Source organism: Stenotrophomonas sp. PUT21 (genome assembly GCF_052232875.1).
Lineage (GTDB): Bacteria > Pseudomonadota > Gammaproteobacteria > Xanthomonadales > Xanthomonadaceae > Stenotrophomonas > Stenotrophomonas maltophilia_N.
The window spans coordinates 633,459-653,895 of the sequence record NZ_CP197645.1; the positions used below are offsets into that span (position 1 = coordinate 633,459).

A 20,437-nucleotide genomic window follows, 5' to 3' on the forward strand; every position below is an offset into this window, starting at 1 on the left:
GACCTGTCCCGGGTCGGTGCAGGACAAGGCGATGGCGAGACACCGCCGCGGGGGCCGGACAGGCGCGTCGCCAACCCCAACCGCGGTGGGGGCCGGGCACCGCCGGCGGTGCCGTTTTCAGTCCAGTTCGCGATGGAACGTAGCCACTTCCGGCCAGCCCTGGTCACGGGCATGGCGGGCCATGCGCTCGGCCATGTACACCGAGCGGTGCTTGCCACCGGTGCAGCCGAAGGCGACGGTCACGTAGCTGCGGGTGTCATTGCCCAGCCGCGGCAGCCAGGTGTCGAGGAAATCGACCAGCTGGCCGGCATAGCGCTGCACATCCGGCTGCGCATCCAGATGCTCGCGCACCCCGGCATCGCGACCGGACAGCGGGCGCAGTTCCGGGTCCCAATGCGGGTTGGGCAGCACGCGCACGTCGAACACGAAATCCGCTTCTGCGGGCACGCCGCGCTTGTAGGCGAACGATTCGAACAGCAACGAGAGTTTGTTGCCGTGGGCCAGTGCGAATTCGGTCACCACCTTGCGGCGCAGCTGGTGCACGTTGAGGTGGCTGGTGTCGATCACCGCATCGGCGGCGGCGCGCAGCGGCGCGGTGAGTTCGCGTTCGCGGGCGATCGCTTCGGGCAGCGACAGGCCAAGCTGGCTCAGCGGATGGCGGCGACGGGTATCGGCGTAGCGCTTGAGCAGGGTTTCATCGGTGGCATCGAAGAACAGCAACTGCGCATCCAGGCCGGCGGCCTTGGCGTCTTCGCGCCAGTGCGAGAGCTGGGTCAGATCGCTCTGCGCACGCACGTCGATGCCCACTGCGAGCCGGCGCGGTGCTTCACGGCCCGGATCCCCGAGCAGGCTGCGCACGAAATCCGGCAGCAGGTCGATCGGCAGGTTGTCCGAGCAGTAGTAATCCAGGTCTTCGAAGGTCTTCAGCGCGACCGTCTTGCCGGAACCGGACAGGCCACTGACGATGATCAGGGTGGCGGCGGTCGGGGCGGAGGCGGGGGCGGGCGTGGTCATGGCGTGCGGCGTTCCAACATGTTGCTGTGGCGGGCGATGAACATCGCGGCCGGGTCGATGCCCTTGGTCCGCAGGATGTGCAGGCGCGTGGCGGCTTCGGTCAGCACGGCCAGGTTGCGGCCGGGCATCACCGGCAGGGTGATCAGCGGCACATCCAGGTCCAGCACGTGGCGGGTACCCGAGTCGCCGGTCAGGCGTTCATAGCCGTAGGGGGTGGGCTCGGTCATCGGCTTGGTCAGGTGGACGATCAGCCGAAGGTACTTGTTCTTCTTTACAGCCGTGTCACCGAACATCTCGCGCACATTGAGCACGCCCAGGCCGCGCACTTCCAGCAGGTCCTGCAGCAGCTCCGGGCAGGTGCCGTCGAGCACGTCCGGGGCGATCTGGGTGAACTCGGGAGCATCGTCGGCGACCAGGCGGTGGCCGCGGCTGAGCAGTTCCAGCGCCAGCTCGCTCTTGCCCGAGCCTGCTTCGCCGGTGATCAGTACGCCGATGGAGTAGATCTCCATGAACACGCCATGCAGGATCACCCGCGGCGCCAATGTTCGCGCCAGGTGGTAGGACAGGTGGTTGAGCAGTTCGTGGCCGCGCTTGGGCGAGATCCACAGCGGGGTCTGGGATTCGTCCGCGGCCGCGCGCAGGTCTTCCGGGCAGGACTGGTTGCGGGTGATCACCAGCGCCAGCGGATGCGACTGCATGATCCGCTCGATGGTTTCCCAGCGCTGGCGCGAGTCCAGCGAATCCAGCCAGGACAGTTCCTCGGTGCCCAGGATCTGCACCTTGTTGGGGTAGATCGCGTTGAGGTAACCGGCCAGCGAGGGGCGGCGGGACACCTTGTTGCCGGCCTCCAGCTCACGGCGCTCGCCCTGCTGGCCGGCGACCCAACGCAGGCTGAGGCGATCACGCTGCTGTTCGAACAGTTCGCGCGCGGTGATGCTGGTATTCATGCGGCACTCGCCGGCGGGGGGAATTCGATGACCCGACGCAGCGCATCGCCGTCGCGCGCTTCGCGCAGCGCCTGGCGGATGGCCGGCTCGGAGAACAGCTCGGCCAGCTCGGAGAGCAGCATCAGGTGTTGATGGGTGTAGTGCGCGGGCACGGCAATCGCAAAGACCAGATCGACCGGCTCGTCGCCGCCGAATTCCACCGGCGATTCCAGCCGCAGCAGGGCGCCGCGGGGGCGTTCAAGCAATGGGGCGCGGCCGTGCGGAATGGCGATGCCGTGGCCGATGGCGGTGCTGCCGAGCGTCTCGCGCTGGCACAGGTTCTGGTACAGCAGCTCGGCGTTGGCTTCGCGGCAGGCCAGCAGACGGGCTGCGGCCTTCAGCACGCTGTCGCGATCGGCGGCCGGCAGCACTTGCGTGCGGACGGCCGCCAGAAGATCAGTCAGAGGCATGTCGGGGTGGAAACGAGGGCATCAGCCCTCATTGTCGCCCACCGGCAGGGGTTGCGGAGCGTGCTGCTGCTTTTTCTCTTTGTGCTTGATGACCAGGCGGTCGAGCTTGTCGGCCAGGATGTCGATTGCCGCATACATGGTGGGGCCGCTGGCGTCCGCGTGCAGAGTCTGCCCGGGAACATTCACACTCGCATCGGCATGGTGCTCCGGCTTGCGGATCGACAGTTGCACGCGGACTTCGCAGTGCTGGTCGAAATGCTTCCTCAGCCGTTCCAGCTTGGTCTCCACGTACTCGTTCAGAGCCGGGGTGATCTCAAGGTGGTCCTTGCCAAACGTCTCGATGTGCATCGGGTTTCTCCTTTGTTCGGATGTGCCAATGAACCTTCCCGCCGGGCGCGGTGGAGCGTCAGACGATTCTTACCCTTTCGTGCGAGGCGGAAATGTTCATGGCTTCACGATACTTCGCCACGGTGCGTCGCGCCACCGGTATTCCCGACGTTTTGAGCAGGTCAGCCAGCTTGGCGTCAGAAAGCGGCTTGCGCGGGTTCTCGTCATCGATCAGGCGGCGCAGCATCGCCTGGATGGCGGTGCTGGAGGCTTCGCCGCCGCTGTCGGTATCGATGCCGGAGGCGAAGAACGCGCGCAGCGGCAGGGTGCCGCGCGGGGTGCGTACGTACTTGCGGGCGATCGCGCGTGAAATGGTCGATTCGTGCAGGCCGAGCTCGCCGGCCACTTCACGCAGGGTCAGCGGGCGCAGCGCCTGTTCGCCGAACTCCAGGAAGGCGGCCTGCTGGTCGAGCAGGCAACGCATCACCCGCAGCAGGGTCTCGCCGCGCGCCTCCAGGCCCTTGAGCAGCCAGCGCGCCTCCTGCAGGTGGGCGCGCATGTAGCCGGCGTCGGCTTCGCCGCAGCGCCGGATCATCTGTTCGTAGCCGCGGTGGATCACCACCCGGGGCCCGGCATGGCCGGCCAGGGCTGCGCGCCAGACGCCGTTCTGGCGCCAGACCACGCAGTCGGGCACCACGTAGCTGTCGTGGGAGAGCTCGCCGATCTGGGTGCCGGGGCGCGGGTCAAGCGAGCGCAGCAGCTGCACCGCGACCTCGACCTCGGCCAGCGGTTCGCGCAGCTCATGGGCGATCCCGGCCACACCACTGCGTGGCAGGCGCTCCAGCGGGCCATCGGCGATGCGCCGGGCCAGGGCCAGGCCGGGGGTGTCGGCGGGCAGCACCAGCAGCTGCAGGTCCAGGCATTCGCCCAGCGAGCGCGCCCCGACCCCGACCGGGTCGAAGCGCTGGATCTGGTGCAGCACGGTCAGGATTTCGGCCTCGTCGGCCTGGATGGCCGGGCGCAGGGTCTCGGCGATGGTCGCCAGTGGCTCGCGCAGGTAGCCGTCATCTTCGAAGGCATCGATCAGGGCCGCGCCGATGCTGCGGTCGCGGGCCGACAGGTGCGACAGGTGCAGCTGCCAGAGCAGATGGTCGGCCAGCGATTCGGTCTCGGCCACGCGCTCGGCGGCGCTGCCGTTGTCGTCATCGTCGAAGGAGCCGCCACTGCTGCCGCTGGTCCAGTCGCCTTCACCGGGCGACCAGTCATCGCTGGCCGAGACCTGGTGCTCGCCATCGGCGTGGGTATCGGTGGGCGCGGGCGGGGGCGTGTCCTCGCCGGGGCTGGCCTCGAGCGCCGGTTCAGCGTTCTCGGCCCAGTCCAGCAGCGGGTTGGTCTCCACCGCCTCGTTGATTTCCAGCTCCAGCTCGGCGCTGGACATCTGCAACAGCTTGATCGCCTGACGCAGCTGCGGCGTCATGACCAGGTGTTGCCCCATCGATGTCTGCAGCCGTGCTTTCATGCCTGTGCCGAACGGAAGGAAGGCGTTGCGGCGGCCGCTGGATCAGAGCTTGAAGGTGTCCCCAAGGTAGACGCGGCGGACGTCGGCGTTGGCCAGGATCTCGTCCGGCGCGCCCTGTGCCAGCACGCTGCCCTCGTTGAGGATATACGCGCGGTCGCAGATTCCCAAGGTTTCGCGGACATTGTGGTCGGTGATCAGCACCCCGATCCCGCGCTGCTTGAGGTGGGTGACGATGCGCTGGATTTCACCGACCGAGATCGGGTCGACACCGGCGAAGGGTTCATCGAGCAGGATCAGGCGCGGTTTGGCGGCCAGCGCCCGGGCGATTTCACAGCGGCGGCGCTCACCGCCGGAGAGGCTGGCGCCGAGCTGGTCGGCCACGTGGTTGATCTGCAGTTCGTCCAGCAGGCTGGCCAGTTCCTTCTCGCGGCCGGCCTTGTCCAGGTCTTCGCGCAGCTCCAGCACCAAGCGCAGGTTGTCGGCCACGGTCAGCTTGCGGAATACCGAGGGTTCCTGCGGCAGGTAGCCCACGCCCTGCTTGGCGCGGGTGTACATCGGGTCGCTGGTGATGTCCTTGCCGTCCAGCACGATGCTGCCGGCGTCGGTCTCGACCAGGCCGACGATCATGTAGAAGCAGGTGGTCTTGCCGGCGCCGTTGGGGCCGAGCAGGCCGACCACTTCACCGGCCTCCAGGGTCAGCCCGAAATCCTTGACGACTTCACGCTGCTTGTAGCGCTTGCGCAGGCCTTTGGCGACGAGCATTACTTCTTGCTCCCGGCGGCGGGCGCAGTGGTGGGCGTGGCCGGCTTGGCCGCCGGAGCGGCCGGGGCAGCGCCCTTGTTCTTGGGCTGGATCACGGTCCGCACGCGGGTGCCATCGCCACCGCTCTGCATGTTGCCGGTGCGGGTGTTGTAGGTCATTTTCTGACCGCTGTTGGTGCCGCGCGGCGACTCGACCTTGTAGTTGCCGGTGAGGACGATCACTTCGCTGTTGACGTTGTAATCCATGTTGTCGGCCCAGGCGTTCATCTTGGAGCCGTCATCCATTTCCTGCTCCAGCGTGGCCTGCTTGCCGGTCAGCACGACGCGTTCGATATCGCCGTTCTTGCGGAACAGATCGGCGTTGGCCGCGTGGATCACCAGGGTGCCCTGGGTGATCACCACGTTGCCGGTGAACGTGCACTTGCCCGCATCATCGGTCAGGTTGCAGTCGTTGCTGTTGGATTCCAGATTCATCGGCTGGTTGCGGTCGGACGACTTGGCCAGCGCCACGCCGGGCAGCAGCAGGGCGAGCAGCGCGAGCTTAGCGGGCAGCGTTCGGTTCATAGCGGGTCTTGACCTGTGAAAGGAGTTTGTACTGCCGGGTTTTCATGTCGGCTTCAAAGCCGACCCCTGTCTGCGACAGGCCCGGGCGGGTCATGGTGACCCGGGCATCGGTCCTGGCACGGTTCTCTTTCGGGAACACGTCCAGATGATCGGTGCGGAAGGTGGTGGGCACCACGCCGGCGACCTTGGGGCTGTCGCCGCTGACGTTGCCGATGAGCTTGAGCTGGTCGCCCTTGGCGCTGACCCAGCCGCTGTCGCCACGCATTTCCCAGTGGTTGCCGTCCTGGTCGGGCAGCAGGAACACGGGCGTGGTCAGGGTCATGGTTTCATCGCTGCGCGCGCGCTCCAGCAGCGGCGCGCGCAGGGTGGTGGATTCCTTGCCCTGTTCGTCCAGCGCCACGATCTGGAAATCGTGCAGCACGTAATCCTTGGTGGCATCGTCGCCCTCGGCCACGGGGGCCTTGTCGCGATGGTGCAGGGCCAGCCAGCCGGTCAGCAGTGCGGCGACCAGCAGCAGGCCGCCGATGGCGGTACGCACGTTCATGCGCCGAACCTCGCCAGCACGGCGTCCACATGACCCTGTGCGGCCAGCAGGACATCGCACAGCTCACGCGCGGCACCCTGGCCACCGTCGCTGCGGGTCTGCCAGTGCACGCGTTCGGCGATCCACGGGTGGGCATTGGCCGGCGCGACCGCCAGGCCGACCGCGCACAGCGGGCCGAGATCGGGCAGGTCGTCGCCCATGAAGGCCACCTGGTCCAGGCCGATGCCGTGCTGCTCGCACAGCGCCTTGACGCTGGCCAGCTTGTCGCCGACCGCGATCTGGGTATCGATGCCCAGGTCCGCGCCGCGCTTGAGCGCGGATTGGCTGTTGCGCGCGGTGATCAGCACCGGGTGGATACCGTGGTGTTGCAGCAGTTTCAGGCCGAGTCCGTCCTGCACGTAGTACGCCTTGCTCTCGTTGCCGTCCTTGTCGTAGTAAAGCCGACCGTCGGTGAGCGTGCCGTCCACGTCGAAGCAGGCCAGCCGGATACGGCCGGCGACGGCATGCAGATGGGACGGGAAACCGGGCAACGGGGAGTAGGGCATCGTCTGGGGGCAGCTCAGCTGAATGGAGGAAGGCAACTGTGGTTTAAACCACCCGGGCCCGCAACAGGTCATGAATGTTGAGCGCGCCGACCAGATGCCCCTCGCCATCGACCACCATCAAGCCATTGATCTTGTGGGCTTCCATCAGCTGCGCCGCTTCGGCGGCGAGCTGATCGGCACCGATGGTGCGCGGGCCACGGGTCATCACATCGGCGATCCGCGCGCTGCGCACGTCCAGGTCGGTGTCCAGCGCGCGGCGCAGGTCGCCGTCGGTGAACAGGCCGATCAGGCGGTTGTCGGCATCCACCACCGCGGTCATGCCCAAGCGCTTGCGGCTCATCTCCACCAAGGCCTCGCTGAGGCTGGCGCCGACGTCCACGCGCGGCAGTTCGTCGCCACTGTGCATGACGTCGGTGATGTGCAGCAGCAGGCGGCGGCCGAGGCTGCCGGCCGGGTGCGAGCGGGCGAAATCGTCGGCGGTGAAGCCGCGGGCATCGAGCAGGGCCACGGCCAGTGCGTCGCCCATGGCCAGCGAGGCGGTAGTGCTGGAGGTCGGGGCCAGCGCCAGCGGGCAGGCCTCGGCCGGCACGCTGACATCCAGGTGAACGTCGGCGGCGCTGGCCAGGCTGGACTGCGGCCGCCCGGTCATGGCGATCAAACGGTTGCCCTGGCGCTTGAGCACCGGCAGCAGCATCAGCAGTTCGTCGGATTCGCCCGAATAGGACAGCGCCAGCACCACGTCGGCCTCGGTGATCATGCCCAGATCGCCGTGCCCGGCTTCACCGGGGTGGACGTAGAAGGCCGGGGTGCCGGTCGAGGCCAGCGTGGCGGCGATCTTGCGGGCCACATGGCCGGACTTGCCCATCCCGGTGGCGACCACGCGGCCCTTGCTCTGCAGGACCAGCTGGCAGGCCTGGCTGAACGCCTCGCCCAGCCGTTCGGCGACCGCGCCCAGCGCATCGCGCTCGATCTCGAACACGCGGCGGCCGCTGGCGACCAGTGCCGCAGCGTCGGCCGGATGGGGGAGTTGGGGCGAGACAGCCATGCGAGCGCCACGTGGAAGAGTAGAATGAGCGCTCATTTTATTAGGAAAGCCCGTTGGACGCCGAGACCATCCGCAATCTGATCGAAACCGGCCTGCCTGGCGCCCGCGCGGACGTGCAGGGTGACGACGGCGTGCACTTCGAGGCCACCGTGGTCTGCGACGCCTTTGCCGGCAAAATGCCGCTGGCGCGCCACCGCATGGTCTACGCGACCCTGGGCGATCTGATGGGCGGGGCGATCCACGCGCTGGCGCTGAAGACCGTCACCCCGGCCGAAGCGGGTTGATCCCCGCGCCCCCCTCACGGTTATCGTTTCAGCCGACCCACGGTCGGCTCTACCCAGACCATTCAGCCGGCCAACGGTCGGCTCTACCTCACCCCAAGTAGATTCCATGGCCAAGATCGTAGTGACCGGCGGCAAGCCGCTGCACGGTGAAGTGAACATTTCCGGCGCGAAGAACGCTGTCCTCCCCATCCTGTGCGCGACCCTGCTGGCCGATGCGCCGGTGGAGATCACCAACGTGCCGCACCTGCACGACGTGGTCACCACCGTGAAGCTGCTCGGTGAGCTGGGTGCCAAGGTCACCATCGACCAGGGCACGCTCTCGCGCGGCAGCGCGATCGTGGTCGACCCGCGTTCGGTGGACCAGCACGTGGCCCCGTACGAGCTGGTCAAGACCATGCGCGCCTCGATCCTGGTGCTTGGCCCGCTGCTGGCCCGCTTCGGCGCGGCCGAAGTGTCGCTGCCGGGCGGCTGCGCGATCGGCTCGCGTCCGGTCGACCAGCACATCAAGGGCCTGCAGGCTCTCGGTGCGGAGATCACCGTCGAAAACGGCTTCATCAAGGCCCAGGCCAAGCGCCTGAAGGGTGCCCACTTCACCTTCGACATGGTCAGCGTCACCGGCACCGAGAACGTGCTGATGGCCGCCGTGCTGGCCGAGGGCACCACCGTGCTGGACAACGCGGCGATGGAGCCGGAAGTCACCGACCTGGCGCACTGCCTGATCGCACTCGGCGCGAAGATCGAAGGCCTGGGCACCGCCCGCCTGGTGATCGAAGGCGTGGAGAAGCTGTCCGGCGGGCGTCATGAAGTGCTGCCCGACCGCATCGAAACCGGCACCTTCCTGGTCGCCGCGGCGATGACCGGCGGCAAGGTCACGGTCAACCGGGCCCGCCCGAACACCATGGACGCGGTGCTCTCCAAGCTGGTCGAGGCCGGTGCGCATATCGAGACCACCGAAGACAGCATCACCTTGGACATGGGTGGCAAGCGGCCGCGTGCGGTCAACCTGACCACTGCGCCGTACCCGGCGTTCCCGACCGACATGCAGGCGCAGTTCATGGCGCTCAACTGTGTGGCCGACGGCGTCGGCGTGATCAACGAAACGATCTTCGAAAACCGTTTCATGCACGTCAACGAACTGCTGCGCCTGGGCGCGGACATCCAGGTGGAAGGCCACACCGCGATCGTGCGCGGTGCCGAGCAGCTCAGCGGCGCGCCGGTGATGGCGACCGATCTGCGCGCGTCGGCCTCGCTGATCCTGGCCGGCCTGATGGCCGAGGGTGACACCACCATCGACCGCATCTACCACCTGGACCGCGGCTACGAGAACATCGAAGAGAAGCTGTCCTCGCTGGGCGCCACCATCCGGCGCGTCGCGGCATGATCCTGCGCGGCCGGTTCACCCGCCGCCGCAAGGCGCTGCTGGTGCTGGTGCTGATCGTGCTGGCGTGGCTGGGCTATGCCTGGTACGCCGGCATCGCCATCACCCAGGGCATCCAGCAGGAAGACATGGACTGGAACGCCGATGGCACGGTCAGCCGTACCGAAGTGTTCCAGTCGTTCTATGCGGTGGGCGTGGACAAGAGCGTCGACGGCAACCGCCATTGCAGCACCTACTACTGGCGCGACACCCGGCAGCAGATCCGGGTGGACTGCAAGACGGTGTTCGGCGAAGCCAAGCCGGAATGAAAAAACGCCCGCGCAAGCGGGCGTTTTTCTTGTCAGGCAGGCACCCACCGTGGGTGGGTACACCGCTCGTTCGTCAGTTCATCCCTTTGATCGTCAGATCCAGCGCATCCTTGCCGCTCTCACGCTGCAGCAGGCGCGCCGGCACCGGGAACTCGGGCACGATCCAGGCGATCAGTTCCTTGTTGCCGTCCACGCGCGAGACCTTGGTCGCGTCGTAGGACTTGCCCGCCACGGTGATCTTTTCCTTGCCGACCACCTTGTAGGACATCGGCTTGATCCGGCCTTCGTCGACCATGCGGTAGTTCAGCGGCTTGCCGGCGGCCAGATCGCGCGCGATCGCCAGGTTGATCAGCAGGGCGTCCATGTCGCCGGCCTTGAGTGCGACCGGGCCACGGCGGTCCGGCTTCACGTCGCCGGTCCAGGTAGCCTGGTTGCTGGTCCAGTTGTAGTTGGCGTCCACGTTGCGCTTCTTGACCAGCAGCACCGAGCGGTCGTTGCTGGTGAGCGGGCGCAGGCGGCCGTTGGCCTCTTCGAACACGGTGGTCTGGCTGAGATCGGCCAGCTGGTTCTTCACGTTCAGGCTGTAGCGCCATTTGTTGGCGCCTTCGCTGGCCAGGGTCATGGTGCCGTTGGCCTGCATGCCCATGTAGCTGGCCTGGTAATCGGCCTTGAACGGCTGCAGCGCCATGGCCGGCAGGCTCACCACGGCAAGAGCGCCGGCGGCGATCCAGGTCAGCGGACGGTTCAGTGTGGTCATGCTCAGACTCCTTGGTATTCGATCAGGCGCAGATCAATCCGATCTTCGCCATCTTCGCGTTGCAGGATGCGCACCGGCGTGGGGACACCGTTGGCGATCCAGAGGATGGTTTCGTCATTGCCGCCGTTGGTGCGATACACCCGCAGCGCGTTGTAGGACAGATCGCCCACAGCCACGTTCTCAGTGTCCGGCGCGGCCTGGTAGTCGTGCTGGCGGACGCGGCCCACGTCCACATAGCGGTAGTGCATCTGCCCGCCGGGGCGGGCATCGCGCATGATCGCCAGGTTCAGCAGCAGCGCGCTCTGGTCGCCGGGCTGCAGCGGGATCGGCTCGCGGCGTTCCTTCTTCAGATCGCCCAGCCACTGCGCGGTGCCGGCCTGCCAGTTGTAGGTGCCGGTGACCTTCTTGCCGAGGAACAGGCCTTTGCGCACCGTGCTCTGGCTCAACGGCACATAGGTACCGTTGCGGTTCTCGAACACGGTGCTCTGCTCCAGGTTCAGGCCGAGCACGCTGGCAAAGCCACTGCGGCCCACCACCTGCATGTCCACCCGCCACTGGTCGCCACCGGTGTGGGTGACGCGCATGGTCGCATCGCCGGCCTGCTTGCCCTTGTAAAGGGCCTGGTAGGTTGCGGTGAACGGCTGCAGCGGCGGCGCTTCCCAGTCCATCGCAGGCAGGGCGGGCAACGGCGGCGTCGCCGTCTCCTGCGCGTGGGCAAGGGCGGCGGTGCACAGCAGGGATGCCATCAGCAGCACGGGCTTGAACAAAGGCGTTCTCATGCGGGCCGGTCGGTGGAGGAGGGGGAAGAATGCCAGCGCCGGGATCAGCGGCGTGTGTGCGCGACGCTTATCGGTTCAGCTGTCCGGCGCAATCTAGGCGCAGCGGGCTAAACAGGGGGTGACCATCGAGCTGGAGCTGACCTGCCTGTTCAGTTACGCGGCCGCTGACCAGCAATGCCAGGCTGGCGATGAGCAGCGGATGCTCCACGGCCAGCACCCGCAGGGCCAGCGCTTCGGCGGTGTCGCCGGCCAGCACCGGCACGCGGGCCTGGGCCAGCACGGTGCCGGCATCCAGTTCGGGCACCACGAAGTGCACGCTGGCGCCGTGCTCGGCGTCACCGGCCTCCAGCGCGCGCGCATGCGTATGCAGGCCCTTGTACAGCGGCAGCAGCGAGGGATGGATATTGACCAGCCGGCCATCGAAGCGCGCCACGAAGTCGGCGCCGAGGATGCGCATGTAACCGGCGCAGACGATCCAGTCCGGGGCGAACGCGTCCAGTGCATCGGCCATCGCCGTATCGAAGGCGGCGCGGTCCGGGAAATCCTTGGGCGAACGCGCCCAGCGCTGGGCCGGGCCAACCTTGAGCAGGGCCGAGGCCTCGGGTTTGTCCGACAGCACGGCCACGACCTGCGCATCCAGCCGCTGCGCGGCGATGGCGTCGAGGATGGCCTGCAGATTGCTGCCCCGGCCGGAGGCGAGTACGGCGATACGGCTGCTCATGCGGTTTCGAAGGCCGCCTTGACTGCCGGGCGCGACAGCACCACCAGCGTGAACACGCCCAGCGCGGTACCGAATGGCATGAAGATGCAGGCGATACCCGCCACTACCATGCACAGCAGGTAACGCCGGCGCTGCGCCAGGCAGCGCCCGGCATAGGCCATGTAACCGGCCAGCACCAGCCCGGCAGCGCAGCCCAGCCCACCGATCAGCACGAACACCCAGCCGAGCAGGCGGGGATCGAACGGCGGCGGTGCCTCACCGGGCGCCAACGGCGGCGGCGCGGCGAAGATCACCGCCAGGCCCATCAACAGGTAGATCAGCGGGAACAGCGAGAACAGCGCGGTCAGGCCGGCCACGACATAGTGGAAGACCGACAGCAGCTGCAGCTGCGAGGTGTCCCCCGCAGGGGCCGGCACGGCCGGCGCCGTCGCGCCGGGCAGCGACGGCGGGGGAGCAGTGGCATCCATGCGGGGCTCCATGGGCGTGATCAACCGATCTTGACGCGCTCGGCACCGTCGGCGACGGTGACCGCGCCGATGGTCCAGTGCTCCAGGCCCTGTGCGGTGACCGCTGCGGACACCGCCTCGACCTGGTCGGCGGCGACGATCAGCACGAAGCCGATGCCGCAGTTGAAGGTACGCCACATTTCGCTGTCGGCCACGGCGCCTTCCTTCTGCAGCCACTGGAACACCGGCGGCAGGGTCCAGGCATCGGCCTGGATGTCCAGGCCCAGGCCTTCGGGCACCACACGGATGATGTTCTCGGTCAGGCCACCGCCGGTGATGTGGGCCATGCCGTGGATTGCCGCGCCGTGGGTCTTGAGCAGTGCCAGGATCGGCTTGACGTACAGGCGGGTCGGGGCCATCAGTGCGTCGACCAGCTTGACCCCACCCTCCAGCTCCAGCTCGGCCGGCTGACCGGCGCGCTCGTAGATGCGGCGCACCAGCGAGTAGCCGTTGGAATGCGGGCCGGAGGAGGCGATGCCGATCAGCACATCGCCGGCGGCCACGCTGGCGCCGTCCTTCATCTCGCTCTTCTCGACGCCGGCGACGGTGAAGCCGGCCAGGTCGTACTCGCCCGGGGCATACATGTCGGGCATTTCAGCGGTTTCACCGCCGATCAGCGCGCAACCGGCCTCGGTGCAGCCGTTGGCGATGCCGCCCACGACCGCCGCAGCGGTATCGATGTCCAGCTTGCCGGTGGCGAAATAATCCAGGAAGAACAGCGGCTCGGCCCCCTGGACCAGCACGTCGTTCACGCACATGGCGACCAGATCGATGCCGATCGTGTCGTGGCGGCCCAGCTGTTGTGCAAGCTTCAGCTTGGTGCCCACGCCGTCCGTGCCCGAGACCAGGACCGGCTCGCGGTACTTGTTGGAGAGGTCGAACAGGGCGCCGAAGCCCCCCAGGCCGCCCATGACTTCCGGGCGGAAACTGCGCTTCACCAGCGGCTTGATGCGCTCGACCAGCTCATTGCCCGCGTCGATATCGACACCGGCGTCGCGGTAGGTCAGGGGAGAGGGATTGGACGGGGAATTGGTCACGGGCGTCGGCGCTGCGCTGGGGTGAAAGCGCGATTTTAACAGGCCACGTTGGCGCGCAGGCCCTATTCGGGCAACAATTCCCCCCGGATACGCTCAATGGAAGTCCTGATGCGCCGCAGCCTCTTTTTCATGATGTTCCTCGCGCTGTGCCTGCCGGTGGCCTCGATGGCCCAGAGCGGCCTGCGCACCGAAGGCGATGTGGCCAGTGCCAGTGGCGCTTACGAGGCCGAGGTCCCGGTCAACAGCCAGGCCGATTCGGACCGCAACGGTGCCCTGGCCAGGGCGCTGGGCAATGTGCTGGCCAAACTCTCGGGCGACCGCAGCGTGATGAGCCGCCCCGGGGTGATGCAGGCTCTGCGCAACGCCAAGGATTACGTGGCCAGCTATGACTACCGCCAGGACCAGAGCACCTCGGCCGGTGGCGCGCCCAGCTACAGGACGATCCTGGTGGCGCGCTTCCGCGAGGATGACGTTGACGGACTGATCTCGGCCCTGGGCCTGCCGCTGTGGCCGCAGCCCCGCCCCAAGCCGGTGATCTGGCTGGCGATCGACGATGGCTCCGGCCCGCGTCTGGTCACCGTCCAGCAGGCCAATGCGGCCCGCCCGCTGCTCAACCGCGCCATCGAGCGCGGCTACAAGCTGGGCCTGCCCTCCGGCAGCGCCGCCGAGCAGGCGCTGGTCGGCGCGATCTGGCGCCAGGACACTGCTGCCGTGGCCCGCGCCTCGGCGCGCTATGCCCCGCCGATGCAGCTGATCGGCAAGCTGTACCGCCAGGGCAGCGGCTGGGTCGCCGACTGGGTGTTCGTCGATGGCGGCAAGGAACTGAACAAGTGGACCACCAAGGACAGCGACGCCCGCCGCGCGATGGCCAGCGGTGCTGACGGCGCCGCCGATGCGCTGGTGCGCCGTTACGCCAAGGCCGGTGCCGCCACCGGTGCCGCCGGGACCTACACGATCGTGGTGCTGGGCCTGAACAGCGCCGAGGACTACATGCGTCTGTCCGCCGGCCTGCGCGAAACTCCTGTGGTCCGCAATGTCACCCCGGTGCGCGCGTCCGGTGATCGCCTGGAGCTGTCGCTGGAACTGACCACCGGCCTGGCCGGCCTGAACCGCATGCTCGGCGACAACGGCGTGATCGCCCCGACCGCGCCACTGGCACTGCCGGTGCCGATCGATGAGACCAACCCCTCGGCGCCGCCGCCGCCCGCCAGCAACGAGTACCGCCTGCGATGATCCTCACCCCCGAAGCGGAAATCGCGCAGTTCCTCAGGCGGTTGAAATACGTGCTGGTGGCGCTGGCCGCCGGCTGGGTGATCTGGCTGCTGGGCCCGATCCTGACCCCGTTCGTGCTGGCCCTGGCGCTGGCGTGGCTGGGCGACCCGCTGGTCGACCGGATCGAGGCCACCGGCCGCTCGCGCAACACCGGCGTGGTGCTGGTGTTCGTGGCGATGATCCTGCTGATCACCGCCGCGCTGTTGATCCTGGTGCCGATGATCGAACGCCAGATCGCCACCCTGGTCGCGGCAATCCCGCAGGCTCAGCAATGGCTGATGCAGATCGGCATCCCGTGGTTCGAGCAGAAGACCGGGCTGGAGATCATGCAGTGGATGGATCCGGACCGGCTGATCGAGTGGGTGCGCAGCCACTGGCAGCAGGCCGGCGGTTTCGCCAAGACCTTCTTCGGCTACGTGCAGCGCTCGGGCTTCACGATGGTGACCTGGGTGGTCAACATTCTGCTGCTGCCGATCCTGGCGTTCTACTTTCTGCGTGACTGGGACAAGCTGGTCGAGCGCGTGGCCTCGATGATTCCGCGCAACCATGTCGGCACCATCACCAACCTGGCGCGTGAATCGGACGAGGTGCTCGGTGCATTCATCCGTGGCCAGTTCCTGGTGATGATCGCGCTGGGCGTGGTGTACGCCGCCGGCCTGTCGCTGGTCGGTCTGAAGCTGGGCCTGTTGATCGGCCTGGTGGCCGGCCTGATCAGCTTCATCCCGTACCTGGGCGCGACCACCGGCATCGTGATGGCCGTGGTGGCCGCGCTGGTGCAGGCGCAGGGCTTCGATCTGAAGCTGCTGATCCTGGTCGGCGTGGTGTTCACCGTGGGCCAGCTGTTGGAAAGCTACGTGCTGACCCCGCGCATCGTGGGCGACAAGATCGGCCTGCACCCGGTGGCGGTGATCTTCGCGGTGATGGCCGGTGGCCAGCTGTTCGGCTTCCTGGGCATGCTGCTGGCGTTGCCGGTGGCGGCGGTCAGCAACGTGCTGCTGCGCTATGCGCACCAGCGCTATCGCCAGAGCGATCTGTATGCCGGTGACAAGTCGGCGATCGTGCTCGATGCCTACGTCGACAAGACCGAGATCGTGATCGTGGGCAACCCGAAGGGGCCGGACGCGCAGTGAGTGTCGTCCCGCAGTTGCCGCTTGCCCTGCGCTACCCGCAGGACGAGCGGCTGGAGACCTTCATCGGTGCGCCGGATGGCGCGCTGGCGCAGCTGCGCGCCATTGCCGTGGGCGCTGCGCACGACTGGGTGTATCTGGAAGGCGCGCCGGGCACCGGCAAGACCCATCAGGCGCTGGCGATGTGCTCGCTGGCCGAACAGGCCGGCCGCCAGCCGACCTACCTGCCACTGAAGGCGGTGGTCGGGCGCACCCGCGCCGCGCTGGAATCGCTGGAAGGGCGCGACCTGGTCGCGCTGGACGGGCTGGATGCCATCGCCGGGCAGCGTGAGGACGAAGTGGCGCTGTTCGATTTCCACAACCGTGCGCGCGCGGCCGGGATCACCCTGCTGTACACCGCGCAGCACGCGCCGGATCAGCTTGGGCTGGTATTGCCGGACCTGCGCTCACGCCTGCAGCAGTGTGTGCGCGTGGTGCTGCAGCCGCTGGATGACGAAGGCCGTGCGGCGGTGCTGCGCGAGCGTGCGGCGCGCCGTGGCCTGGCGATCGACGAAGCGGCAATCGAATGGTTGCTGACCCGTACCGGTCGCGAGCTGGGCAGCCTGGTCAGCCTGCTGGACTGGCTGGATCGCGAGTCACTGGCAGCGCAGCGCCGCATCACCGTGCCATTCCTGCGCCAGGTCCTGGAAGACGGTCCGCACCTGTTGTAGAGCCGACCGTTGGTCGGCTGCTCTGGCTGGGCCGGGCGAAGCGCAGCCGACCAACGGTCGGCTCTACCATCGCCTCGATCAGGGTTGGCGCCCGCCCTGTTGCCCGTGGCGTCAGCGTAGCTGCGCGTCCAGCTGCGCCAATCGTTCCGGCGTGCCCACATCCGTCCATCGGCCCGCGTGATGCTGGCCGGTCACGCGGCCCTGCGTCATCGCATGCCGCAGCAGCGGGGTGAGGCCGAACTGCGGCGGGGTCGCGTTGGCCCCGGCAGCAGCGCCGATCACCGCGCGCCAACCGTCGAGGATCGCCGGGCGGTACACGCCGATACCGGCATAGGTGAGCCGCGCGCTGTCGCCGTCATCGCTGACGCGGCCATCGGCGTGCAGGAGGAAATCACCGCGCGGGTGCTGCGCCGGATTGTCGACCAGCACCAGATGCGCATCGCCGGCGGGCGTGCGCGGCAGCGTGGCGAGATCCAGGTCGGTCCACACATCGCCGTTGATCACCAAAAACGGTGCCTCACCAAGCATCGGCAGCGCGTTGAGAATGCCACCGCCGGTTTCCAGCGGCACGTCACCTTCGTGGAGGACGTGCAGGCGCAGGCCCCAGCGCGCACCGTCGCCCAGCGCGGGCGCGAACTGATCACCCAGCCACGCAGTGTTGATCACCACCTCATCGATGCCGGCGGCGGCCAGCCGTTCCAGGTGCCACACGATCAGCGGCTTGCCACCGGCCACCAGCAGCGGCTTGGGCGTGTGCAGGGTCAGCGGGCGCATGCGCTCGCCTTTGCCGGCCGCGAAGATCATCGCCTTCATGGGCGTGCCAGCACCGGTTCGGCGATGCGGGCCAACGCCGGTTTGATGCGCAGTTCGAACAGATCATGCAGTGGCGCGAGCTGCGGATGGCGCGGCAGCACTTCATCCAGGTAGCGGATGAAGCGGGGTGCATCGTCGAAATAGTGCCCCTTGCCATCGCGGTCGCGCAGGCGCACGAACAGGCCGAGGATCTTGAGGTGGCGCTGTACGCCCATCCAGTCGGCGTCGCGCAGGAACTGCGGCCACGGCCGCACCGGCAGGCCGGCGGCCAAGGCAAGCGCGTGATACCGCGCCAGCCACGCATCCACGCGTTCGATCGGCCAGCTCAGGAACGCATCCTTGAACAGGCTGACCGGGTCGTAGGCGATCGGCCCGCGCACCAGGTCCTGGAAATCCAGCACCGCCGGGCCACCCTCGATCGGCATCAGGTTGCGCGGCATGAAATCGCGGTGGGTCAGCACCTGCGGCTGCTGCAGTGCGTTGTCCATCAGCAGGCGGTGCATGCGCTGCAGATTCTCGATCTCGCCGCAGTCCAGTTCCAGGCCGAGGTGACGTTGCAGGAACCACTCGTCGAACAGCCCGGCATCCCGCTGCAGCAGCGCCTCGCCGAAGCTGCCCATGCCCTCGGGCACCGGGATCGACTGCAGCCGGATCAGCTGCGCGAAGGCGGCATCGAACCAGGCATCGGCGTTGTCGTTGTCGATATGGCGGGCCAGCGTCGGGCCGCCCAGGTCTTCCAGCAGCAGAAAGCCGTTGTCCTCATCGCGGGCCAGGACCTGCGGCACGCGCACACCATTGGGCTCGAGCAGGTCGTGCATGCGCAGCCACGGCCGCACATCCTCCAGCCCGGGCGGGGAATCCATCACGATGTGGCTGCCGCGCGCGCTGGTGGCGCGCCAGTAGCTGCGGAACCCGGCATCGACCGAGGCACGGTCAAGCGCGGTGGCCGGGTCGCCGAGAGCGGCGCAGGTCCACTGGCGGCGGTGTTCGGCGCGCAGCGGGTCGGAAGCAGGATCGTTCATGGACGGGTACGTCGAAGCGGCGCCGTAGGGCGCGCGGGAAAGAAAAGGGGGGCGATGCTCAGCGCTTGCTGCTGAACAGCCGCAGCACGGCCAGGACCGCGACCGCACCGAGGATGGCGCCGATGAAACCGGCAGGCTCGCCGCGCGCATACCAGCCCATGTACTGGCCGAACCAGCCGGCCAGCAAGGCACCGGCGATGCCGAGCACGATGGTCAGCAGGCAGCCCATGCGGTTGTTGCCGGGCATGAAGAAACGCCCGAGCAGACCGACGACGAAGCCGACCAGGATGATGTAGAGCCAGCTGGTGCTGCCAAACAGTCCGTTCATGCCAAAGACGTCAGTAGTAGGTGGACGCAGCCTAGCAAGGCCAGGCTGCGTCCGCCAACGTCAGCAGCAGCCGTGGCCGCCGTGACGGGTGCCGCTGTCGGCAGCGACCGGCGAACCGCTGGTCTCGCCGCGCAGGCTGGCGGCGTAGTGCTCGCTGATCACCTTGGACACGCACGAGGTCACGCGCTTGCCCATCGGGATGTGCAGGAACTCGTTCGGGCCGTGCGCGTTGGAGTGCGGGCCGAGCACACCGGTGATCATGAACTGCGCGCCCGGGAACTTCTCGCCGAGCATGCCCATGAACGGGATCGAGCCACCTTCGCCCATGTACATCGCCGGCTTGCCGAAGAAGGTCTGGCTGGCATCGTCGATCGCCTGGGTCAGCCACGGCGCCATGGCCGGGGCATTCCAGCCGCTGGAGGCTTTTTCCAGGTCCAGCTTCACTTCCGCGCCGTTCGGCGGATCGCGCAGCAGGGCTTCCTTGAGCAGTTCGCCACAGGCCTTGCCGTCAGCGGTCGGGGGCAGGCGCAGCGACAGCTTCACCGCGGTATGCGGGCGCAGCACGTTGCCGGCCGAGGCCAGCGGCGGCAGGCCGTCCACACCGGTGACCGACAGCGCCGGGCGCCAGGTGCGGTTGAGCACCAGTTCGGCCAGGTCATCGTTCATCGGGCGCAGGCCGTCGACCATCGGGAATTTCTCGAAGATCGCCGTGTCCACCACTTCGGCGGCGCGCTTGGCCTGTTCCTGGCGCTCGGCCGGGATCTCGACGTTCATGCCGTCGATCAGGATGCGGCCGGTGTTCTCGTCCTCGATGCGCGAGATCAGCTGGCGCAGCAGACGGAAGCTGGATGGGATCACGCCGGAGGCATCGCCGGAATGCACGCCTTCGTTGAGCACCTTGACCGAGAAGTTGCCGCCGGTCAGGCCGCGCAGCGAGGTGGTGCACCACAGCTGGTCGTAGTTGGCGCAGCCCGAATCCAGGCAGACCACCAGCGACGGCTTGCCGATGCGCTCGGCCAGATGATCGACATAGGCGGGCAGGTCGTAGCTGCCGGATTCTTCGCAGGCTTCGATCAGGATCACGCAGCGCGCGTGCGGCAGGCCCTGTTCCTGCAGCGCCAGCACGGCGGCCAGCGAACCGAACATCGCGTAGCCGTCATCGGCGCCGCCGCGGCCGTACAGCTTGTCGCCGCGCAGGACCGGGATCCACGGGCCCAGATCGTCGTCCCAGCCGGTCATTTCCGGCTGCTTGTCCAGATGACCGTAGAGCAGGATGGTGTCGTCGCCGGTCTCGGCGCCGGACGCCGGGATTTCCAGCAGCAGCAGCGGGGTGCGGCCTTCCAGGCGCACGACCTCCACGGTCAGGCCGGGCAGGTTCTGCGCCTTGGCCCAGGTTTCCATCAGGGTGACGGCCTGTTCCATGTAGCCGTTGGCGACCCAATCGGCGTCGAACATCGGCGATTTGTTGGGGATACGGATGTAATCGACCAATTGCGGGACGATCTCGTTGTCCCACTTTTCACTGACGAATTGGCCGAGCTTGGCGCTGTCCATCTGAACTCCGGAGTGCTTTTGACAAGTCCGCCCATTCTACGCCTGCGGTGGGGTAGGTATTTCCCTACACCACGTCGGGTGTTAGGCCTGCTGTGTGAAGGCGCTGTGGACGATAGGCTGTGTGTA

At 67.6% G+C, this 20,437-nt stretch carries 25 protein-coding genes; 6 read left to right on the plus strand and 19 right to left on the minus strand.

Annotation, left to right across the window (positions count from 1 at the left end):
* Window positions 1-117: 117 nt before the first annotated feature.
* The 10 genes from rapZ to ACTT2I_RS03065 are packed head-to-tail and all read right to left on the minus strand — an operon-like array spanning window position 118 to window position 7,715.
* Window positions 118-1,014 (minus strand): RNase adapter RapZ, encoded by an 897-nt coding sequence (gene rapZ / locus ACTT2I_RS03020; RefSeq protein ID WP_421100494.1) that lies wholly within the window; start codon window positions 1,012-1,014, stop codon window positions 118-120.
* Window positions 1,011-1,961 carry an HPr(Ser) kinase/phosphatase gene (gene hprK / locus ACTT2I_RS03025; RefSeq protein WP_019185403.1) on the minus strand — a complete coding sequence of 317 codons (951 nt, stop codon included), beginning with the start codon at window positions 1,959-1,961 and terminating at the stop codon, window positions 1,011-1,013. Before hprK ends, rapZ begins: the two co-directional genes overlap by 4 nt.
* The gene (locus ACTT2I_RS03030) at window positions 1,958-2,410 is read right to left on the minus strand and encodes a PTS sugar transporter subunit IIA (RefSeq protein WP_088432825.1); all 453 of its coding nucleotides are present in this window, start codon (window positions 2,408-2,410) and stop codon (window positions 1,958-1,960) included. Before ACTT2I_RS03030 ends, hprK begins: the two co-directional genes overlap by 4 nt.
* Window positions 2,411-2,431: 21 nt before the next feature.
* Window positions 2,432-2,758, minus strand: a complete 327-nt coding sequence (hpf, locus tag ACTT2I_RS03035) for a ribosome hibernation-promoting factor, HPF/YfiA family (RefSeq protein WP_046274055.1) — start codon at window positions 2,756-2,758, stop codon at window positions 2,432-2,434.
* A gap of 58 nt (window positions 2,759-2,816) precedes the next feature.
* The gene (locus ACTT2I_RS03040; RefSeq protein WP_088432824.1) at window positions 2,817-4,256 is read right to left on the minus strand and encodes an RNA polymerase factor sigma-54; all 1,440 of its coding nucleotides are present in this window, start codon (window positions 4,254-4,256) and stop codon (window positions 2,817-2,819) included.
* A 42-nt stretch (window positions 4,257-4,298) separates the two neighbouring features.
* Entirely contained in the window at window positions 4,299-5,018 is a 720-nt protein-coding gene (gene lptB / locus ACTT2I_RS03045; RefSeq protein ID WP_019185407.1) for an LPS export ABC transporter ATP-binding protein, read from the minus strand.
* On the minus strand, window positions 5,018-5,581 hold the full coding sequence (gene lptA, locus ACTT2I_RS03050; RefSeq protein ID WP_421100495.1) for a lipopolysaccharide transport periplasmic protein LptA: 564 nt from the start codon (window positions 5,579-5,581) through the stop codon (window positions 5,018-5,020). Before lptA ends, lptB begins: the two co-directional genes overlap by 1 nt.
* Window positions 5,559-6,125 carry an LPS export ABC transporter periplasmic protein LptC gene (gene lptC / locus ACTT2I_RS03055; RefSeq protein WP_421100496.1) on the minus strand — a complete coding sequence of 189 codons (567 nt, stop codon included), beginning with the start codon at window positions 6,123-6,125 and terminating at the stop codon, window positions 5,559-5,561. Before lptC ends, lptA begins: the two co-directional genes overlap by 23 nt.
* Window positions 6,122-6,670, minus strand: a complete 549-nt coding sequence (locus ACTT2I_RS03060; protein WP_088432820.1) for a KdsC family phosphatase — start codon at window positions 6,668-6,670, stop codon at window positions 6,122-6,124. The genes lptC and ACTT2I_RS03060 overlap by 4 nt, the downstream gene beginning before the upstream one ends.
* Before the next feature lie 43 nt (window positions 6,671-6,713).
* Complete coding sequence (locus tag ACTT2I_RS03065) at window positions 6,714-7,715, minus strand: KpsF/GutQ family sugar-phosphate isomerase (protein ID WP_293984348.1); 1,002 nt, start codon at window positions 7,713-7,715, stop codon at window positions 6,714-6,716.
* A gap of 53 nt (window positions 7,716-7,768) precedes the next feature.
* Here ACTT2I_RS03065 and ACTT2I_RS03070 point away from each other — a divergent pair, with 53 nt between their 5' ends.
* The 3 genes from ACTT2I_RS03070 (at window position 7,769) to ACTT2I_RS03080 (ending at window position 9,685) form a co-directional block, all read left to right on the plus strand.
* Entirely contained in the window at window positions 7,769-7,999 is a 231-nt protein-coding gene (locus ACTT2I_RS03070) for a BolA family protein (RefSeq protein WP_088432818.1), read from the plus strand.
* A 106-nt stretch (window positions 8,000-8,105) separates the two neighbouring features.
* Window positions 8,106-9,380 (plus strand): UDP-N-acetylglucosamine 1-carboxyvinyltransferase, encoded by a 1,275-nt coding sequence (murA, locus tag ACTT2I_RS03075; protein WP_088432817.1) that lies wholly within the window; start codon window positions 8,106-8,108, stop codon window positions 9,378-9,380.
* The gene (locus tag ACTT2I_RS03080; RefSeq protein ID WP_261997787.1) at window positions 9,377-9,685 is read left to right on the plus strand and encodes an EF-hand domain-containing protein; all 309 of its coding nucleotides are present in this window, start codon (window positions 9,377-9,379) and stop codon (window positions 9,683-9,685) included. Before murA ends, ACTT2I_RS03080 begins: the two co-directional genes overlap by 4 nt.
* Window positions 9,686-9,758: 73 nt before the next feature.
* Here the strand turns inward: ACTT2I_RS03080 and ACTT2I_RS03085 are convergent, their stop codons facing one another.
* The 5 genes from ACTT2I_RS03085 to purM form a co-directional block, all read right to left on the minus strand.
* On the minus strand, window positions 9,759-10,442 hold the full coding sequence (locus ACTT2I_RS03085) for a DUF3108 domain-containing protein (protein WP_088432816.1): 684 nt from the start codon (window positions 10,440-10,442) through the stop codon (window positions 9,759-9,761).
* Between the two features lie 2 nt (window positions 10,443-10,444).
* Entirely contained in the window at window positions 10,445-11,221 is a 777-nt protein-coding gene (locus tag ACTT2I_RS03090) for a DUF3108 domain-containing protein (RefSeq protein ID WP_172407488.1), read from the minus strand.
* Between the two features lie 67 nt (window positions 11,222-11,288).
* Window positions 11,289-11,942 carry a phosphoribosylglycinamide formyltransferase gene (purN, locus tag ACTT2I_RS03095; protein ID WP_421100497.1) on the minus strand — a complete coding sequence of 218 codons (654 nt, stop codon included), beginning with the start codon at window positions 11,940-11,942 and terminating at the stop codon, window positions 11,289-11,291.
* On the minus strand, window positions 11,939-12,409 hold the full coding sequence (locus ACTT2I_RS03100; RefSeq protein WP_421100498.1) for a hypothetical protein: 471 nt from the start codon (window positions 12,407-12,409) through the stop codon (window positions 11,939-11,941). Before ACTT2I_RS03100 ends, purN begins: the two co-directional genes overlap by 4 nt.
* A gap of 20 nt (window positions 12,410-12,429) precedes the next feature.
* The gene (purM, locus tag ACTT2I_RS03105; RefSeq protein ID WP_421100499.1) at window positions 12,430-13,485 is read right to left on the minus strand and encodes a phosphoribosylformylglycinamidine cyclo-ligase; all 1,056 of its coding nucleotides are present in this window, start codon (window positions 13,483-13,485) and stop codon (window positions 12,430-12,432) included.
* A 108-nt stretch (window positions 13,486-13,593) separates the two neighbouring features.
* Between purM and ACTT2I_RS03110 the strand changes: the two genes are divergently transcribed.
* From ACTT2I_RS03110 to hda, 3 genes are read left to right on the plus strand one after another with little or no spacing between them, the layout of a single operon-like run.
* Window positions 13,594-14,718 (plus strand): DUF2066 domain-containing protein, encoded by a 1,125-nt coding sequence (locus tag ACTT2I_RS03110; RefSeq protein ID WP_293984364.1) that lies wholly within the window; start codon window positions 13,594-13,596, stop codon window positions 14,716-14,718.
* Window positions 14,715-15,887 (plus strand): AI-2E family transporter, encoded by a 1,173-nt coding sequence (locus tag ACTT2I_RS03115; RefSeq protein WP_421100500.1) that lies wholly within the window; start codon window positions 14,715-14,717, stop codon window positions 15,885-15,887. The genes ACTT2I_RS03110 and ACTT2I_RS03115 overlap by 4 nt, the downstream gene beginning before the upstream one ends.
* Complete coding sequence (hda, locus tag ACTT2I_RS03120; RefSeq protein WP_088432809.1) at window positions 15,884-16,594, plus strand: DnaA regulatory inactivator Hda; 711 nt, start codon at window positions 15,884-15,886, stop codon at window positions 16,592-16,594. Before ACTT2I_RS03115 ends, hda begins: the two co-directional genes overlap by 4 nt.
* Before the next feature lie 111 nt (window positions 16,595-16,705).
* Here hda and murU read toward each other — a convergent pair whose 3' ends face one another.
* From murU to ACTT2I_RS03140, 4 genes are read right to left on the minus strand one after another with little or no spacing between them, the layout of a single operon-like run.
* On the minus strand, window positions 16,706-17,407 hold the full coding sequence (gene murU, locus ACTT2I_RS03125; RefSeq protein ID WP_293984370.1) for an N-acetylmuramate alpha-1-phosphate uridylyltransferase MurU: 702 nt from the start codon (window positions 17,405-17,407) through the stop codon (window positions 16,706-16,708).
* A complete protein-coding gene (locus ACTT2I_RS03130) occupies window positions 17,404-18,429 on the minus strand; it encodes an aminoglycoside phosphotransferase family protein (protein ID WP_088432807.1) in 1,026 nt (341 codons plus the stop codon). Before ACTT2I_RS03130 ends, murU begins: the two co-directional genes overlap by 4 nt.
* 58 nt (window positions 18,430-18,487) lie before the next feature.
* On the minus strand, window positions 18,488-18,757 hold the full coding sequence (locus ACTT2I_RS03135) for a GlsB/YeaQ/YmgE family stress response membrane protein (protein WP_088432806.1): 270 nt from the start codon (window positions 18,755-18,757) through the stop codon (window positions 18,488-18,490).
* 60 nt (window positions 18,758-18,817) lie between these two features.
* On the minus strand, window positions 18,818-20,311 hold the full coding sequence (locus tag ACTT2I_RS03140; protein ID WP_019185649.1) for a M20 family metallopeptidase: 1,494 nt from the start codon (window positions 20,309-20,311) through the stop codon (window positions 18,818-18,820).
* Between the last annotated feature and the right edge of the window lie 126 nt (window positions 20,312-20,437).